This is a genomic window from Janthinobacterium sp. 1_2014MBL_MicDiv (genome assembly GCF_001865675.1).
In the GTDB taxonomy this organism is placed as follows: Bacteria; Pseudomonadota; Gammaproteobacteria; order Burkholderiales; family Burkholderiaceae_D; genus Janthinobacterium.
In genome coordinates, this window is sequence record NZ_CP011319.1 from 4150162 (window position 1) to 4164413 (window position 14252).

Annotated in this window: 11 protein-coding genes; 5 read left to right on the top strand and 6 right to left on the bottom strand. The window is 62.2% G+C overall.

Annotated features, from left to right (window positions below):
- Window positions 1-2 precede the first annotated feature (2 nt).
- Window positions 3-2357: a DNA translocase FtsK gene (locus tag YQ44_RS17915; protein WP_071324537.1), complete on the bottom strand. Its 2355-nt coding sequence runs from the start codon at window positions 2355-2357 to the stop codon at window positions 3-5.
- Window positions 2358-2571: 214 nt separating this feature from the next.
- Here YQ44_RS17915 and trxB point away from each other — a divergent pair, with 214 nt between their 5' ends.
- The 3 genes from trxB (at window position 2572) to YQ44_RS17930 (ending at window position 4960) form a co-directional block, all read left to right on the top strand.
- Window positions 2572-3525, top strand: a complete 954-nt coding sequence (trxB, locus tag YQ44_RS17920) for a thioredoxin-disulfide reductase (RefSeq protein ID WP_034786153.1) — start codon at window positions 2572-2574, stop codon at window positions 3523-3525.
- Between the two features lie 7 nt (window positions 3526-3532).
- Window positions 3533-4207: a Smr/MutS family protein gene (locus YQ44_RS17925; protein ID WP_071324538.1), complete on the top strand. Its 675-nt coding sequence runs from the start codon at window positions 3533-3535 to the stop codon at window positions 4205-4207.
- 123 nt (window positions 4208-4330) lie between these two features.
- Window positions 4331-4960 carry a trimeric intracellular cation channel family protein gene (locus YQ44_RS17930; protein WP_071324539.1) on the top strand — a complete coding sequence of 210 codons (630 nt, stop codon included), beginning with the start codon at window positions 4331-4333 and terminating at the stop codon, window positions 4958-4960.
- A 170-nt stretch (window positions 4961-5130) separates the two neighbouring features.
- Here YQ44_RS17930 and YQ44_RS17935 read toward each other — a convergent pair whose 3' ends face one another.
- Both YQ44_RS17935 and YQ44_RS17940 read right to left on the bottom strand, forming a co-directional pair.
- Complete coding sequence (locus YQ44_RS17935) at window positions 5131-5469, bottom strand: P-II family nitrogen regulator (protein ID WP_034758685.1); 339 nt, start codon at window positions 5467-5469, stop codon at window positions 5131-5133.
- Window positions 5470-5642: 173 nt separating this feature from the next.
- The gene (locus YQ44_RS17940) at window positions 5643-7259 is read right to left on the bottom strand and encodes an NAD+ synthase (RefSeq protein WP_071324540.1); all 1617 of its coding nucleotides are present in this window, start codon (window positions 7257-7259) and stop codon (window positions 5643-5645) included.
- An 86-nt stretch (window positions 7260-7345) separates the two neighbouring features.
- Between YQ44_RS17940 and YQ44_RS17945 the strand changes: the two genes are divergently transcribed.
- Complete coding sequence (locus YQ44_RS17945; RefSeq protein ID WP_071324541.1) at window positions 7346-8491, top strand: GNAT family N-acetyltransferase; 1146 nt, start codon at window positions 7346-7348, stop codon at window positions 8489-8491.
- A gap of 62 nt (window positions 8492-8553) precedes the next feature.
- Here the strand turns inward: YQ44_RS17945 and YQ44_RS17950 are convergent, their stop codons facing one another.
- Complete coding sequence (locus YQ44_RS17950) at window positions 8554-9135, bottom strand: HdeD family acid-resistance protein (RefSeq protein ID WP_071324542.1); 582 nt, start codon at window positions 9133-9135, stop codon at window positions 8554-8556.
- Between the two features lie 192 nt (window positions 9136-9327).
- Window positions 9328-9876: an inorganic diphosphatase gene (gene ppa, locus YQ44_RS17955; RefSeq protein ID WP_071324543.1), complete on the bottom strand. Its 549-nt coding sequence runs from the start codon at window positions 9874-9876 to the stop codon at window positions 9328-9330.
- A gap of 669 nt (window positions 9877-10545) precedes the next feature.
- On the opposite strand from ppa, the gene YQ44_RS17960 reads away from it, so the two are divergent.
- Window positions 10546-12990 carry a membrane-bound PQQ-dependent dehydrogenase, glucose/quinate/shikimate family gene (locus tag YQ44_RS17960; protein ID WP_071324544.1) on the top strand — a complete coding sequence of 815 codons (2445 nt, stop codon included), beginning with the start codon at window positions 10546-10548 and terminating at the stop codon, window positions 12988-12990.
- Between the two features lie 86 nt (window positions 12991-13076).
- Here the strand turns inward: YQ44_RS17960 and YQ44_RS17965 are convergent, their stop codons facing one another.
- Window positions 13077-14243, bottom strand: a complete 1167-nt coding sequence (locus tag YQ44_RS17965) for a heme biosynthesis protein HemY (RefSeq protein WP_071324545.1) — start codon at window positions 14241-14243, stop codon at window positions 13077-13079.
- Window positions 14244-14252: the final 9 nt, after the last annotated feature.

Below are 14252 nucleotides of genomic sequence, written 5' to 3' on the forward strand. Positions count from 1 at the left end.
TCTTATTCGGCACTTGCCGCCGGCACCAGGATTTCCCGGTTGCCATTGGATTGCATGGTTGACACTACCCCGCTCTGCTCCATCTGCTCGAGCAGACGGGCGGCGCGGTTGTAGCCGATGCGCAAATGGCGCTGCACCAGCGAAATCGAAGCGCGGCGGTTTTTCAGCACCACCGCCACGGCCTGGTCGTACAGGGCATCGGCCTCGCCGCCGCCCTCGCCCGCGGCACCGCCTTCGGCGCCGTCGCCTTCCAGGGTGCCGCCTTCGAGGATGCCCTCGATGTAGTTCGGTTCGCCCTGCAGCTTCAAATGGCTGACGACGCGATGCACTTCCTCATCGGATACAAACGCGCCATGCACGCGCATCGGCAAGCCCGTGCCGGGCGGCATGTACAGCATGTCGCCCATGCCCAGCAAGGTTTCCGCGCCCATCTGGTCCAGGATCGTGCGCGAGTCGATCTTCGACGATACCTGGAAGGCGATACGCGTTGGAATGTTGGCCTTGATCAGCCCCGTGATCACGTCTACAGATGGGCGCTGCGTGGCCAGAATCAAGTGCAAACCGGCGGCGCGCGCCTTTTGCGCGATACGCGCGATCAATTCCTCGACTTTTTTGCCCACCACCATCATCAGATCGGCCAGCTCGTCGATGATGATGACGATGGTCGGCAGTTTTTCCAGCGGTTCCGGCGAGTCCGGCGTCAGGCTGAACGGATTCGGGATGTGTTCTTCGCGCTTTTTCGCGTCGGCAATCTTCGCGTTGTAGCCGGCCAGGTTGCGCACGCCCATCTTGCTCATCAGCTTGTAGCGGCGCTCCATCTCGTTCACGGCCCAGTTCAGCGCGTGGCCCGCCTGGCGCATGTCGGTGACGACGGGCGCCAGCAAATGCGGAATGCCTTCGTAGACGGACATCTCCAGCATCTTCGGGTCGATCAAAATCAGGCGCACGTCGAGCGGGTCGGATTTGTACAGCAGCGACAGTATCGTCGCATTGATGCCGACCGACTTGCCGGAACCGGTGGTGCCGGCCACCAGCAAGTGGGGCATCTTGGCCAGGTCGGCGACGACGGGCTTGCCGGCGATATCCTTGCCCAGCGCAATCGTCAGGCTGGACACGCCATCGTTGTAGACCTTGGAGCCGAGGATTTCCGTCAGGCGCACGATCTGGCGCTTGCTGTTCGGCAGCTCCAGCGCCATGTAATTCTTGCCGGGTATGGTTTCCACGACGCGGATCGACGTCAAGGACAGCGAACGGGCCAGGTCGCGCGCCAGGCCCACGATCTGGCTGCCCTTGACGCCCGTGGCCGGCTCGATTTCATAGCGCGTGACGACGGGACCGGGGTAAGCGGCCACTACCTTGGCATCCACGCCAAAGTCGGACAATTTCTTTTCGATCAGGCGGCTCGTGAATTCCAGGGTTTCCACGGACACCGTTTCCACCACGGGCGGTGCTTCATCGAGCAGGGACAGCGGCGGCAGCTTGCCATCGCCGAGTCCCTCGAACAGATGCGCCTGGCGCTCCTTTTCCACGCGCTCCGACTTCACGACGGTAACCACCTGCGGCTCGATCTTCATCGGTGGCGCGGCCACGTGCTTTTCCACGTGCTTGGCCCGTTCGATGACCACCACTTCGTCGCGGCGCACGGCGGCCACTTCGCCCTGGCGGCGGTCTTCGCGGTCCTGGTAGCGCAGCACGAACCAGTTGAACGCATCTTCGATGGCGCCGCCGATGCGCTCGGCCACTTGCAGCCAGGACACATGGAAGAACAGGGAAAAGCCCAGGCCGAACAGCAACAGCAGCAGCAAGGTGGCGCCCGTAAAGCCGAAGGCCACATGGGCCGAGTGGCCGATCAGCTGGCCCAGCACGCCGCCCGGATCGCGCGGCAGCTGCACGTGCAGGCTCTTCGCCATGCGCAGGTATTCGAGGCCCATGCTGCCGATCAGCATGATGGAGAAGCCGACGATGCGGATCAGCATCTCGACATGGTGCTCGCGCTCCACCTCTTCCTCTTCCAGCAGGAAGCGCTTACTCAGGCGGCGGTAGCCATTCCACACGGTGCGCAGCAGCCACACGCACCACCACCAGGCGGAAAAACCGAAGATATACAGCAACAAATCGGAAAAGGTCGCCCCCAGCTTGCCGCCCAGGTTGGCCACCTTGTCGACGTTGGTGGCGTGCGACCAGCCCGGGTCGAGCTTGTTGAAGCTGGCCAGTATCAGCACGAAATACAGGGCAAACGCGGCCAGCGCGAACCAGCGCGCCTCGGACAGCAGCCGCACCAGCCGGTTCGGCAGGGGCCGGCGTTCGACCGGTTTACGGGTGTAACTATTCTGGGTGGCCTGGGCTGGTTTAGTCATTCTGGGAAGCGCTGCAAGGTGATAAATGTTTCTGAAAGGGAATTTCCCATAATAAGGATGTATTCTAAGCCATATATGCCGACCACGGCCCCACGATTCGTCGCCACAGGCGGCTTGGTCTATAATCCGGGATTGCTTGCGCAAGCGCAATACGCCCTTGTTCTTCGCGCGTATGCCCCCAATTCGGATAGACCACACTCATAGAGAAGCTCCCATGACTACTACCAAACACGCCCGCGTCTTGATTCTTGGTTCCGGCCCCGCCGGCTACAGCGCCGCCGTCTACGCCGCGCGCGCCAATCTGAACCCGATGCTGGTGACCGGCGTGGAACAAGGCGGCCAGCTGATGACCACCACCGACGTGGAAAACTGGCCAGGCGACCCGATGGGCGTGCAAGGCCCGGACCTGATGCAGCGCCTGTTGCAGCACGCCGAGCGCTTCAATACCGAGATCGTGTTTGACCACATCCACACCACCTTCCTGAATGAAAAACCGATCCGCCTGAAGGGCGACAGCCACGAATACACGTGCGACACCCTGATCATCGCCACGGGCGCGTCCGCGCAATACCTGGGCCTGCCGTCGGAAGCGGAATTCATGGGCAAGGGCGTGTCCGCCTGCGCCACCTGCGACGGTTTCTTCTACCGCAACCAGGAAGTGGCCGTCGTCGGCGGCGGCAACACGGCCGTCGAGGAAGCGCTGTACCTGTCGAATATCGCCAATAAAGTCACCCTGATCCACCGCCGCGACAAGTTCCGCGCCGAAGCGATCCTGATCGACCGCCTGAACGCCAAGGTTGCCGAAGGCAAGATCGTGTTGAAATATAACCACACTCTGGATGAAGTGACGGGCAACGAAGGCGGCGTGACGGGCCTGAACATCAAGTCGACCATCGACGGCAAGGTCGAGGCGCTGTCCGTGCACGGCGTCTTCATCGCCATCGGCCACAAGCCGAACACGGGCATCTTCGAAGGCCAGCTGGAGATGCACAACGGCTACATCAAGACCAAGACGGGCCTGGAAGGCATGGCCACGGCCACCAGCGCGCCGGGCGTGTTCGCCGCCGGCGACGTGCAAGACCATATCTACCGCCAGGCCATCACCAGCGCCGGCACGGGTTGCATGGCAGCACTGGACGCCCAGCGCTACCTGGAAGGCCAGGAGTAAGCGTCGCATGGCGTCGATGAAAGACTTTGCCGACCTGAAAGCGGTCAGCAAGCAGCTCAAGGAACAGGCGGACGCGCGCGCCCAGGCCGAAGCCGAGCGCATCAAGCAGGTCAAGGTGCAGGCCGTGGAGAGCAATCTGTTCAAGGCCAGCATCGGCGGCGTCAAGCGCCTGCCCGAATCGGACCGCTACGTGCCCAGCCTGCCCAAGGCGGGCGCGACAAGCGCCCAGCAGCCGGCGCGCAAGCTGACGCCGGAAGAGGACGATGCGGCCGTGCTGCGCGAGTCGCTGTCGGACTTGTTCGAAGTCGACCATTACCTGGAAAACGATCCGGCCCTGAACTACGCCCGCCCCGGCGTGGGGCCGGACGTGGTGAAGAAGATGCGCAAGGGCCACTGGCCCATCCAGGACGAGCTGGACTTGCACGGCTTGCGCCGCGACGAGGCACGCGACGGCATCGGCGCCTTCCTGAACCAGGCAACGCGGCGCAAGCTGCGCTGCGTGCGCGTGATCCACGGCAAGGGTTTCGGCTCGAAAGGCCAGGAACCCGTGCTCAAGTCCATGGTGCACAGCTGGCTCGTGCAAAAGGATGAAGTCATCGCCTTTTGCCAGGCGCGCCGCTCCGAGGGGGGCGATGGGGCGCTCGTCGTGCTGCTCTCGGCAGCGCTGCAGCCCGTCCGCTAGGCTTGACAGCAAGCAATTACCATTCAGTCACCCGTTCCACACCGCACACGGCCCCGTTTGTCACCATTCGGGGCCGTGTCATGTTAACCTGTGACAATTATTTCCTGTCCTCGCGCTCCGCCCATGATGCCACCCCAATTGCCGCCTGGCTCGCTGATCAAGATCATCGAGGTCATCGCCATCCTGGTGGGCGCGTTTTCCGGTTTCATCGAAGCGCGCCGCAAGCGCATGGACCTGGTCGGCGTCTTCGTCGTGGCCTTCATCACGGCGTTCGGCGGCGGCACGCTGCGCGACATCCTGCTCGACAAGCGCCCCCTGTTCTGGGTCTCGCACCAGGAATACGCGATTCTGATCTTCGTGCTGGCCCTGACGGCCGCGCCCCTGATCCAGCACCTGCGCCAGATCGTCTCGGAACGCCTGATCGTCGTGGCCGACGCCATCGGCCTGGGCATGTTCGCCATCGCCGGGGTCGCTGAAGCGATGCGCGCCGGCATGCCGATCTTTATCGCCTCGATGATGGGCGTGATTACGGGGATCTTTGGCGGCGTGATGCGCGACATCGTGTGCAACGAAGTGCCGATGGTGTTTCGCGACGGTAAACCCTACGCCATCTGCGCCTTTTTCGGCTGCTGGGCCTATTTGCTGCAGATGCATTTCGGCGCCGAGCACGACTTCGCGCTGTGGACCAGCGCCAGCGGCATCACCATCTTGCGCCTGATCTGCTGGAAATTCGATATGCGGCTGGGGCGCTGAACGGCGCTGATGCGTAATCCAGCAATATTATTGGCAACTCATGTCGGATTACGCGCACGCGCTAATCCGACCTACGGCCTGCAAGGATGCGCGATGAATCGCGCAGGTCGGATCAGGCTCAAAGAGCCGTCATCCGACAACATTGTTGGCGTTGCCCCAGCAAGAAAACTTTAAACTGCGTCCGGCCCAGTTTCGCCCGTGCGGATACGGATGACCTGCTCCACGTCGCGCACGAAGATCTTGCCATCGCCAATCTTGCCCGTGCGGGCTGCCTTGATGATGGCGTCGACCACCAGTTCCGACACGCTGTCATCGACCACCACTTCCACTTTGACTTTCGGCAGGAAGTCGACCACGTACTCGGCGCCACGGTACAGCTCGGTATGACCCTTCTGGCGGCCAAAGCCCTTCACTTCCGTCACGGTCAAGCCCGTCACGTTCACATCGGCCAGCGCTTCGCGTACTTCGTCGAGCTTGAATGGTTTGATGATGGCTGTAATCTGCTTCATGGCTTTCTCCTTATTGATAATCGTCAATTCTTAACTAGCTGGCTTAACGGGACCCCGCAAAACCGTAGCGAGCAAGTGCAATACCGGGTGGCGTAGCGGAGCCGTATTTGAGTACGGCGAGCAACGGCTACCCGGTAGTGAGCTGCGCAGCAGCTTGGGCGGGACTCCCCACGTTATTCGTAAAACTTCGACGTAATGGGGTAGCGCCAGTCGCGGCCAAAGCCACGGTGCGTGACGCGGATGCCCACCGGCGACTGGCGCCGCTTGTATTCATTGATCTTGATCAAGCGCGTGACGCGGGCCACATCGGCCGGCGGGTAGCCAGCCTCGATAATCTCGGCGATCGGCCGATTTTCTTCCATATACAGCTGCATGATGCCGTCGAGCACGTCATATGGCGGCAGCGAATCCTGGTCCAGCTGGTCGGCGCGCAATTCGGCCGACGGTCCGCGCGTCAATATGCGCTCGGGTATCACGTCCGAGACGCTGTTACGGTAGGCGCACAGACGGTACACGAGGGTCTTGGCGATATCCTTGATGACGGCAAAGCCGCCCGCCATGTCGCCGTACAGGGTGCAATAACCGACGGCCATCTCGCTCTTGTTGCCGGTCGTCAGCACGATACTGCCATGCTTGTTCGACAGGGCCATCAGCAAGGTGCCGCGGATGCGCGCCTGGATGTTCTCTTCCGTCGCATCTTCCGCCAGTCCCGCGAACTCGCCGGCCAGGGTGGCGCGGAAGGCGTCGAAAGTTTGCTTGATCGGAATTTCATCGTAGCGCACATCGAGGCGTTTTACCATGTCGCGCGAATCGATCCACGAGATATCGGCCGTGAACTGAGACGGCATCATGACGGCGCGCACCTTGTCGGCGCCCAGCGCATCGACGGCGATGGCCAGGGTCAGCGCCGAATCGACACCGCCCGACATACCGATCAGCACGCCTGGGAAGCCGTTCTTGCCTATATAGTCGCGCACGCCCAGCACCAGCGCCTGGTACACCTGCGCTTCCGTGCTCAACGGTGCAGCCAGTTGCTGCGGCACGGGCGTGGCGCCGTCGAATTCGACGAGCTGCAAGTCTTCCTCGAAATGGCGCAGCTGGGCGCAGATCGTGCCGGCCGCATCCATGACGAACGAGTCGCCATCGAAGATCAGTTCATCCTGGCCGCCGACCAGGTTGGCATACACGAGGGCCATGCCTTGCGCGCTGACGTTCTTGCGCATGGTTTCATAGCGCAGATGCTGCTTGTTCATATGGTATGGCGAGCCGTTCGGCACCAGCAGCACTTGCGCGCCGGCCGCGCGGGCGCGCATGGGCGCGTGCTCGAACCACGTGTCTTCGCAGATATTGATGCCGAAACGCACGCCTTTCACGCCAAACACGAAAGCCTGGTCGGACGAGGTGAAGTAGCGCTTTTCATCGAATACGGTGGTGTTCGGCAAGTCGTGCTTGCGGTAGGTACCCAGCACTTCGCCGTTCAACAGCACGGAGGCGGCGTTGTGGCGCACGCCCTTCTCGTCCTGCAGCGGCAAGCCCACCACCACGTGCAAATCCTTGAACTGGGCCAGGTCGGCAGCCAGCTCGGCAAACGCCTGCTGCGTTTTTGCGTAGAATGCATTGCGCAGCAACAGGTCCTCGGGCGGATAGCCGACCAGCGACAGTTCCGGCGTGAGCACGATATCGGCTCCCGCCTCGAACGCGCGGCGGGAAAGGTCGAAGATCTTGGCACGGTTGCCGGCCAGATCGCCGACCGTACTATTCATTTGAGCAATTGCGACTTTGACTGTCATGATGATGGATATTTCGCTTATTAAACAAGACGGTGGCGCACAGGCCGATGGTGGCGCCCCGAGAGTGATGAATGCACACTACAACAATGAATTATCGCACGGCTATCGTCTCTACCCTGGCTGAAATTGGCGAAGCGGCCTGGTCCGAACTGCTGGCGCGCCAGCTGGACGCCAATCCCTTCCTCTCCTACGCCTTTTTGCACGCGCTGCACGAGTCCGGCTGCGCCAGCGCCGACACGGGCTGGCAGCCGAATTACCTCGTGCTGTGGCAGGGCGAGACCCTGGCCGCCGCCCTGCCCCTGTACCTGAAATCGCACTCGTATGGCGAATATGTGTTCGACTGGGCCTGGGCCGATGCGTATCAGCAACATGGCCTCGAATATTACCCGAAACTGCTGTCGGCGATTCCGTTTACGCCCGTCAGCGGCACGCGCCTGCTGGCCCGCGACGGCCAGGCGCGCGCCGCCCTGCTGGCCTTCCTGCAGGCGCAGCAGCAAGCCAGCGACGTCTCGTCCTGCCACATCCTGTTCCCGCCGGAAAGCGAGGCGCGCCAGCTTGCGCAAGCCGGCTACCTGATGCGTAGCGGCGTGCAGTTTCACTGGCTCAATCCCGGCTACACGGATTTCGAACAATTCCTCGCCACCCTGGAACACAAGAAACGCAAGAATATCCGCGCCGAGCGGCGCAAGGTGAGCGAGGCCGGCGTCACCCTGCGCCAGGTGCGCGGCGTGGACGCCACGGATGCCGACTGGAAGCTGTTCCACCGCTGCTACAGCAATACCTATGCGGAACACCGCTCCTCGCCCTATTTGTCGCTCGATTTCTTCCTGCGCATAGGTTTCAGCATGCCGCAGAACATTTTACTGGTGATCGCCGAGCGCGAAGGCCGGGCCATTGCCGCCTCGCTGCTGATCCACACTGCCGACACCCTGTACGGCCGCTACTGGGGCGCGCTCGAACACGTGCCCTGCCTGCATTTCGAGACGGCGTATTACCAGCCGCTGGAGTTTTGCATCGCCAACGGCATCGCCACCTTCGAAGGCGGCGCGCAGGGCGAGCACAAGATGGCGCGCGGTTTCCTGCCGCAAAAGACGTGGTCCGCCCACTGGCTGGCGCACCCCGCGTTTGCCGACGCCGTGCAGCGCTTCCTCGAGCGCGAACGGGGCGGCATCAATGCCTACCTCGATGAATTGAACGAGCACAGCCCGTTTCGCACGGCAGCGGCACCCTGAAAGCAAAAACGCTCCCGGCCGGCTGGCGGGGAGCGCTCGTCATCACGAGTACGCAGGCGGAATCAGGCGGCCGAGCGCCCCGAACTGCCGCCGAAGGCACCATCCTTCTTCAGCTTGTAGGCGCGCCATGCCAAGGTCAGCAGCAAGATGCCCGTCAGCAAGGCGTACACGCCGATCATCCACACGAGGGCGAAGGTGCCGGCGGCCGGAAACATGAGGATCAGGATGCCGAAGGCGATGGAAATGAGGGCATTGAGCACCAGCAGCCATTCGCCCTGGATGACCTTGCGCAGGCGGATCGCCAGCACGATATCGAACACACCCGAGACCAGCGCATTGACGCCGATCATGACGATCAAGGCAAACGTCGTCAGCAGCGGGTTAATGATGGTCAAAATACCCACGGCCAGGCCGCAGATGCCCAGCAGCAGCAAGGCCCACCAGTCGCCGCCATGCTTGCGGTTGCTGAAGGCGCCGACGACGGAAACGCCGCCACCGAGCAGCGCATACACGGCAAACACGGTCAGCAACGACAATACCGTCACGCCGGGCCAGGCCAGGGTAATCGCGCCAAAGGCGATCGCCGCCGCGCCGCGCAGGGCCAACACCCACCATGAGCGCATCAATAAATGCTCAGAATACATACCACCTCCCGGTTATCACTACAAATTAACTTTTCGATAATATTTTAGGCGTGAAAAAGCCATCATCCCCATCGGAAAGAGTTATGTTGTGGCAATAAAAAAGCGCACCCGGCCATCATAGCAGGGTGCGCTTTTTACTCGCACACGACAGAAAACCGGCGGCAAGCCGCAGTTGTCCGCGCAGCGTTTTAATTAGGAAGCGGCTTTTTCAGCATCGGCCTTGTAGGCGGCAACGCCGCCGAGGATTTCTTCCTTGGCCACTTCAGGACCATACCAACCGTCGATCTTGACCCATTTGCCTTTTTCCAGGTCTTTGTAATGCTCGAAGAAGTGCTGGATCTGGCGCAGGCGCAGTTCGTTCAGATCTTCCGGCTTTTGCCAGTGGCTGTAGATCGACAGCACTTTATCGACTGGCACGGCCAGCACTTTCGCGTCTTCGCCCGACTCGTCGGTCATTTTCAGCACGCCGATAGGACGGCAGCGCACGACCACGCCCGGGATCAGCGGGAATGGGGTGATGACCAGCACGTCGACCGGGTCGCCGTCCGGCGACAGGGTGTTCGGCACGTAGCCGTAGTTGCACGGGTAGTGCATGGCGGTACCCATGAAGCGATCGACGAAGATCGCGCCGCTTTCCTTGTCGACTTCGTACTTGATCGGATCGGCGTTCATCGGGATTTCGATGACGACGTTGAAATCGTTCGGCAGGTCGCGGCCGGAAGAGACGTTATTCAAACTCATGGATTTTCCTTATAGCGGATTGTGTTTTAACCGCGTAATTATAGCGAAGTACAGGCAGCTTGTGCGATGCAGCAGCGGCCCATCAGCGTTTTGCGCCTCCCGCAAGCAACAGCCGCGGGAGGCGCCCGCCGGTGCGCGCGGCCTGTCCCGTTCTTGCCATTCCTGTCCGCCGCAGCTGTTCAGCCAGCGAATAAACGGACTGCGGGAAATAATAAGTAAAAACACTTAAGTAATACTACCGCCGCCGATAATTAATACCAGAACCACTTTTTAAATTTTCATTTCAATATCACCATGCCGAACCAATGGTTATTATCATCGGCATTGCATTTCTTGCAGCCACTTATAACAACAGTTCCACCATCATCAGTCCCGCAATGCCTCCGCATTATTACACCGATGCTGCAATACCCCTTTAACTCCGCGGCCAGCCGGGCTTCCTGCCCAGCGCAGCTCCTCTTCCAGCATAATATTTGTTCTTATTTGAAGAGTTATTTGATTCAAATGACGACCCGCAAAAAAAATAGCGCCAGCAAAAGAAAATCATCAGTTCTGATAAACTGTCACATTCTGGTGATTCCAAACTTTGTATATTCTGCAATCGACGCCTTCCCTGAATCCACTATGGCGCCATCAGCGCGCCACCGATAAATCCTTGCAAAAAGGAATATGATGATTCCCTCTTCCCGGCCCGGGCCTTTATTAAAGGTCACCGGCGTTATTTTCATTCTGTTTGGCCTCGCCCTGCTGGGCGGCGGCATCTGGCTGGCCAGTCTCGGCGGCTCCTGGTACTACCTGCTGGCCGGCATCGGCATGCTGGTTGCGGGCGTGCTCGTCTTCAAGGGCAAGCGCAGCGCACAGCCCTTCCTCGCATTCTTGCTGACCGCCACCCTGATCTGGTCCCTGATTGAAGTGAAGTTCGACTGGTGGCAATTGCTGCCGCGCCTGGACATCTGGTTTGCCGCCGCCGTCTGGCTGCTGCTGCCCTTCGTCAGCCGCCGCCTGAACCCGCCCGCCGAGGGCGCGGCACAACAGGGACATGCCGGCAAGACCGCGCTCAGCGCCGCCGTGGCGCTGACCGTCATCGCCGGCGTCATCGCCCTGTTCCAGGATTACCACGACCTGCATGGCGAAGTGCCCGCCGACAGCATGGCAGCCAGCGCCGCCGGCGATTTCGCCCCCGGCGTCGCGCACAATGACTGGTCCGCGTATGGCCGTTCCGGCTATGGCGACCGCTATGCGCCGGCGGCACAGATCACGCCCGCCAATATTTCTGGCCTGAAAGAAGCCTGGACCTATCACACGGGCGACTTCAAGGGACCGAACGACCCGGGCGAGATCGCCAACGAAGTGACGCCGCTGAAGGTCAATGACATGCTGTACCTGTGCACGCCGCACAACATCGTCATCGCCTTGAACCCGGACACGGGCAAGGAGCTCTGGCGCCACGATCCGAAGATCAACCGCGATGCGGCCAGCTACCAGCACATGATCTGCCGCGGCGTCGCCTACTGGGACGTGAACGCGGGCCGCGCCAAAGACAATCCGGCGCCGCAGGCTTCCACCATGGAATGCCCACGCCGCATCCTGGCACCGACCATGGACGGCACCATGATCGCCGTGAATGCCGATACGGGCGAGTCGTGCAAGAGCTTTGGCGACAATGGCGTCATCAACCTGTACAAGAACATGGCCATGATCAAGCGGGGCTTCCTGATGCCGACCTCGCCGCCGGCCGTGGCGCAGAACGTGGCCGTCATCGCCGCCAGCGTGACGGACAACCATTCGACGGAAGAACCGTCGGGCGTGGTCCGCGGCTACGATCCCGTCACCGGCAAGCTGCTGTGGAACTGGGACCCGGCCACGCCGGAAGATACGCAACCCTTCCCTGAAGGCAAGAACTACACCAACAACTCGCCCAATTCGTGGGGCGTGGCCAGCATCGATGAAAAGCTGGGCATGGTGTACATCCCGATGGGCAACGAAACACCCGATACCTGGGGCGGCAACCGCAACAAGAACGGCGAGAAATACAACAGCGCCATCGTCGCGCTGGACCTGGCGACGGGCAAGGTGCGCTGGGCTTACCAGACCGTGCACCACGATATCTGGGACATGGATATCGGCGGCCAGCCGACCCTGGTCGACATCGACACGCCGAAAGGCAAGGTCCCTTCCGTCGTCGCCACGACGAAACGCGGCGACATCTATGTGATCGACCGCCGCGACGGCAGCCTGGTCGTGCCGGCGCCGGAAAAACCCGTGCCGACGAGCCATCCGGCCGCCGGCGACACCCTGTCGCCCACGCAGCCGTTCTCGGCCCTCACCTTCCTGCCTGAGCGCAACATCAGCGAAGCGGACATGTGGGGCACCACGCCGTTCGACCAGCTGGCGTGCCGCATCATCTTCAAGGAACGCCGCTATGAAGGCCCGTTCACGCCGCAAACGGCCGGCAAGGGCGCCGTCATTTCCCCTGGTCCCCTGGGCATCTTCGAATGGGGCGGCGCGGCCATCGACCCCGTGCGCCAGTTGTTGATCGTCAATCCCGACTACATGGGCTTCCTGGAAAAACTCGTGCCGCGCGCGGAAACGACGGCCAAGGGCGGCACCGGCGGCGAAATGGGCTTGCAGCCGCAGACGGGCGTGCCGTTCGCCGTGGAAATCAAGGCCTTCCTCTCGCCGCTGGGCTTCCCATGCCAGGCGCCACCATGGGGCTATGTGGCCGCCGTCGACCTGCGCACCATGAAGAAAGTATGGATGCACAAGAACGGCACCACGCGCGACAGCGGTCCCGTGCCGATCCCGCTGCCGCTGGGCGTGCCCAGCCTGGGCGGCATGGTCACCACCGGTGGCGGCGTGACCTTCCTCAGCAGCACGCTCGACTACTACATCCGCGGCTATGACGTGCGCAACGGCAAGGTCATCTGGAAAGCGCGCCTGCCGGCAGGCGGCCAGGCCACGCCGATGAGCTATGTGTCGAACAAGTCGGGACGCCAGTTCGTCGTCGTCATGGCCGGCGGCCACGGTTCGCTGGGCACAAAGATGAGCGACACCCTGATCGCCTATGCCTTGCCGGAAGGTACGGCCGCACCGGCAGCGGGACAGAAGAAGTAAGGTAGTAGCGCACTCCGCCATGGAGTGCGCATAAAAAAAGCCGTTCAGTCTGCACTGAACGGCTTTTTGACGTCTGACACCTGCGCTTACAGGATGGTGGCCAGCGCGCACTGGCGGTAATGGGCGGCGGCTTGCTCCGTCTGCTGCAAGGCGTCGTGCATCTGCGCCAGCTTCAGGTGGGCGTCGCGCACCATCTGCGGCTCGTTCGCATCCGACAGCGCCTGCTCCAGGTGGCGCTGGGCCTTGCCCCAGAGTTTTTGCTTGAGGCACAGGGAGCCGAGGGTCAGCGCCAGTTCCGCGTCCAGCGGACGCTGTTTCAGCCACTGTTCGCAATGCTCGATCTGCAGCAGCAGGGCCGGCGTGCCGGCCGGCGCGGCCGCTTCGCGGTAGGCGCGCACGACGCGGTCGTCCCAGTCGGCGGCCAGCGATTCTTCGCACACGAGGCGCGCTTCGTCGTGCAGGCCGCGCGCATTCAGGGCCGTGGCGGCGCGGCAGGCGATGTAGGGCTTGACGCGGTCCGCGTTCGGCACCGTGGACCAGACGCGCAGCAGCGACTCGGCGTCATGCGACGGGTCGGACAGCAAATGGTCGTAGGCCAGCTCGCGCAGGCGCGAGGACAGGGCCGGATGCAGGGCGCGGTGCTTGTCGAGCGAACGCACGAGGCGCAGCACTTCGGGCCAGTTCTTCGCCTGCTGCTCGGCCTTGAGCGACCATTGCAGCGCGTGGATATGGCGCGTGCCGCTGGCGTTCAGTTCGCGCACGGCGGCCAGCGCCGCTTCCGGCTGGTGGTCGTCGACCAGCAATTCCGTCACCGTCATCAGGCGCGCCGTCTTCAGGCTGGCATCGCCTTCGACGCGGGCCAGCCAGCTGTCGCGGCGTTCGGACTGGCGCATGCGGTGCGCGGCGCGCGCGCCGATCAGCGCGGCCAGGCCGGCGTTTTCATCGAGTTCGGCGGCGCGCAAGGCGGCTTTTTCCGCATGGCCGAAACGGCCTTCGAACAGGGCTTTCAAGGCTTCGCGCAAGCCCTTGTTGCCATCGCGTTCACGCTTGCGCTGGCGGTAGGCCGCCACTTGCGCCGGCATGCGCACGGTGGCGCGCACGGCGCGCACCAGCAGGTACAGCAGCACGAACAGCAGCACCTGCAGCAGCAGGAAGAAGTTCAGCGACAGGTCGATGCGGTACGGCGGATAGAACAGCACCACGTTGCCGGGGTTGAAACGGGCCGTCACGGCGATACCGATCGCCGCGGCCATCAGGGCGAG

What these genes read in the sequence shown, in the direction of transcription:
- YQ44_RS17915 (WP_071324537.1), bottom strand. Translation starts at nt 2,357, where the DNA reads ATGACTAAACCAGCCCAGGCCACCCAGAATAGTTACACCCGTAAACCG.
- trxB (WP_034786153.1), top strand. Translation starts at nt 2,572, where the DNA reads ATGACTACTACCAAACACGCCCGCGTCTTGATTCTTGGTTCCGGCCCC.
- YQ44_RS17925 (WP_071324538.1), top strand. Translation starts at nt 3,533, where the DNA reads ATGGCGTCGATGAAAGACTTTGCCGACCTGAAAGCGGTCAGCAAGCAG.
- YQ44_RS17930 (WP_071324539.1), top strand. Translation starts at nt 4,331, where the DNA reads ATGATGCCACCCCAATTGCCGCCTGGCTCGCTGATCAAGATCATCGAG.
- YQ44_RS17935 (WP_034758685.1), bottom strand. Translation starts at nt 5,469, where the DNA reads ATGAAGCAGATTACAGCCATCATCAAACCATTCAAGCTCGACGAAGTA.
- YQ44_RS17940 (WP_071324540.1), bottom strand. Translation starts at nt 7,259, where the DNA reads ATGACAGTCAAAGTCGCAATTGCTCAAATGAATAGTACGGTCGGCGAT.
- YQ44_RS17945 (WP_071324541.1), top strand. Translation starts at nt 7,346, where the DNA reads ATGAATTATCGCACGGCTATCGTCTCTACCCTGGCTGAAATTGGCGAA.
- YQ44_RS17950 (WP_071324542.1), bottom strand. Translation starts at nt 9,135, where the DNA reads ATGTATTCTGAGCATTTATTGATGCGCTCATGGTGGGTGTTGGCCCTG.
- ppa (WP_071324543.1), bottom strand. Translation starts at nt 9,876, where the DNA reads ATGAGTTTGAATAACGTCTCTTCCGGCCGCGACCTGCCGAACGATTTC.
- YQ44_RS17960 (WP_071324544.1), top strand. Translation starts at nt 10,546, where the DNA reads ATGATGATTCCCTCTTCCCGGCCCGGGCCTTTATTAAAGGTCACCGGC.
- YQ44_RS17965 (WP_071324545.1), bottom strand. Translation starts at nt 14,243, where the DNA reads ATGGCCGCGGCGATCGGTATCGCCGTGACGGCCCGTTTCAACCCCGGC.